This is a genomic window from Psychrobacter aquimaris, assembly GCF_016107525.1.
In the GTDB taxonomy this organism is placed as follows: domain Bacteria; phylum Pseudomonadota; class Gammaproteobacteria; order Pseudomonadales; family Moraxellaceae; genus Psychrobacter; species Psychrobacter aquimaris.
The window spans coordinates 1-2,510 of record NZ_JABASR010000030.1; the positions used below are offsets into that span (position 1 = coordinate 1).

At 41.7% G+C, this 2,510-nt stretch carries 4 protein-coding genes; all 4 read right to left on the minus strand.

The genetic code is table 11. The features are described from left to right. A partial coding sequence (locus JFC10_RS14720) for an anion permease (protein ID WP_198333478.1) occupies positions 1-318 on the minus strand: 318 nt, incomplete at its 3' end. Positions 319-625: 307 nt separating this feature from the next. Beyond that, entirely contained in the window at positions 626-1,339 is a 714-nt protein-coding gene (locus tag JFC10_RS14725) for a YidB family protein (RefSeq protein ID WP_198333479.1), read from the minus strand. Between the two features lie 323 nt (positions 1,340-1,662). Continuing rightward, complete coding sequence (locus JFC10_RS14730) at positions 1,663-2,106, minus strand: hypothetical protein (RefSeq protein ID WP_198333480.1); 444 nt, start codon at positions 2,104-2,106, stop codon at positions 1,663-1,665. Between the two features lie 92 nt (positions 2,107-2,198). After that, the gene (locus JFC10_RS14735; protein WP_193012512.1) at positions 2,199-2,480 is read right to left on the minus strand and encodes an FAD assembly factor SdhE; all 282 of its coding nucleotides are present in this window, start codon (positions 2,478-2,480) and stop codon (positions 2,199-2,201) included. Positions 2,481-2,510: the final 30 nt, after the last annotated feature.

Genomic DNA, 2,510 nt, shown 5'->3' on the forward strand with positions numbered 1-2,510 from the left:
CGTTTTTATCAAGCCACGCGATATCATGACTGCAATACCAATTAGCCAAATCAACGGGCTTGAGTAGCTTGATAGTGCGTCGCTAATGGCTTGTGCTGGGCTATCACTAGTCACACCTGTGAGTGCGACTAGGGTGACGGCAATGATAGCAATGGCACCAATGGGCAATACTTTACCGATGATGGCGACAATAGTGGCGATGAACAAAGCCAGCATATGCCATGCTTCAGGCGTGACGCCAGTAGGCACTGGTATCACGAACCAAATGATCAAGCCAACTAAGATGGCGACCGCTGCTTGAATAGGCTTAAATGGCATGATTAAGTATCCTTATAAATGCTTATGCAATCACGCAGTCATGCTATCTCAAAGAACATCAAAGTAGCCACTGCGACAGAAAACTAAATAAATCATATGACTATCTTATAAGATTTATAGAATCATTTTTCTATTATTCACCATTTTTAACATATATATTTAGAACAAAGCGTAAATACCTAGTAAGAAAGTAACAATGGCAGGGTTAAACTAACAACCATAAAAAAGAGCACGTGGGATAACGTACTCTTTTTTATGGCATTAACTTTATGACATTAGCGGTTGCGATTTTCTTAAAAAATTAAATTTACTTTAACGCGCCTAGTCGGTTAGATAGCTGGTCGATGATTTGGTCGATCTCTTCATTGGCTTCAGGTTCATTATCCAAGTTGCCATTTGGTGTTAGCTGATTCATGACCTCTGGCAGCAATTCAGCAAGACCTTGACGGACTTCTATGTCATTAGCACCTGTATGTGCTGCAACTTGCTGAATCTCATTTTCATCGAATAACTGACTGATATCATTTGGATCAAGGTTGTCATTGTCTTGTTGGTTACTCATCCAAGAACGCGCTTGGTTTTCATAACCCATGCTTGTGATTTTTGATAATGCACCACTCAAGCCACCATTACGTTTGATCCAGCTTAGTACCATTGGCATAAGCGCAGCGATTAGCATGCCCTGACCACCGAATCCGTCTTTATTACGCTGACCACCCAATACGCTGCCTAACACATCGCCCAGACCACCAGCACCCGAATTGATGCCGCCACGTTGATTGCCACCAGTCATACCACCAATGATATCATCTAAGCCAAAACCATTATCAGGCTGACGCTCATACTGTTGTGGATTGTAGCCACCAGTTTGACTACCGCTGCCTAGCACACTACCCAATATATCCCCGAGACCACCTGTACGACGTGGGTCAATGCGTTGGTTCACAGGATTACGCTGTGCATCTTCAGGATTCATCGCACGACGGGCCACCTGACTAACCAAACTCCCTAATAAGCTCATTTTCTATTCCTTTTTGTCATATTATTTATTATCTATAAGCCACTATACGGCGCTAAAAAATTCGCTGCTAATCTAATATATTAGCTAGCTAACAGCACCATGCGCTTTATATTATTTACAATTATCTTGCAATATAACAAATCTATTTCGCTATCCAGATAGGTGTTTTGTTAGGACATGTAGGCGTTCGTAAGTTTATGAAAAAGAGCTACCATTGGGCGCTATTAAAAAATGATACCTTTGCCTTAACGCATATTTTCGGCACTTATATTAGATCTGTTGGATATTCGACCGTGGCGCTGACAAGGGTTATTTGCCAATATTCAATACACCCTAGTCAAAATATTTAACTCTCGCCATTGCTCAGAGCTCACTTGATCTCGAAAGATGGTCACTGATAAAGAGCGCTGACGAGGCTCTATAACATTGAACTCAAAGCTTATCGCCCATCGATATCTAGAGACAGCGATTAATTGTGCCAGCCAGAGCTCATCACCGCGACCAGTGCGCAGCAGTAGCTGCCAATGTTGGTCAATACGCTGGCTAAGTGGTGGTTGGCTAAGGTGCAGCAGTATGGGTCGTGATAATATTAAATAAATAGTCACTGCGGCGGTCACGATTAAAATAAGCACATATTGCCATAACAATAAAGAAGCGAGCCATGCCAACACAACCATGACGGCGGTCAAACCACTATAAAGCAGCAAGCGCAAATAGCTGGCAGGCTGAATAGCCGTATCAATACGTAACGAATTTGCCAAGGTCATATTTTATTACCAAAGAAAACGTCAGACCACTATGTTGCTCAGACCTACCTATACCAACTCTGGACAACCATTGTTTATACCTAAAGCCATAATCAAGTTAAATTTTTAGTATGACGCCATGTCTTAATTTTATTCACCAACGCCCATATTTCCTCATTTTCTGGACGATTTTGATTGGTAAAATAATCTAACAAATCAGGGTCTTCATGCGTCAGCATTTCTGCAAATGTCTCTTGTTCAGCAGGCTCTGCAGTTAAGTAAAGCTCTTTGACATAAAGGTCAATATAAAAGTCTAACTCTTTTAAGCCACGGCGTGCTTGATAAATAATGCGGCGCTGTTCATTGGTTGGTTCTGGCTGAATCGGGATGGTCATAAAAGTACTCTCATTCATTTAGATGGTTTT

Excerpts from the sequence above, each read along its gene's own strand:
- JFC10_RS14725 (WP_198333479.1), bottom strand. The coding sequence starts at position 1,339 with ATGAGCTTATTAGGGAGTTTGGTTAGTCAGGTGGCCCGTCGTGCGATG.
- JFC10_RS14730 (WP_198333480.1), bottom strand. The coding sequence starts at position 2,106 with ATGACCTTGGCAAATTCGTTACGTATTGATACGGCTATTCAGCCTGCC.
- JFC10_RS14735 (WP_193012512.1), bottom strand. The coding sequence starts at position 2,480 with ATGACCATCCCGATTCAGCCAGAACCAACCAATGAACAGCGCCGCATT.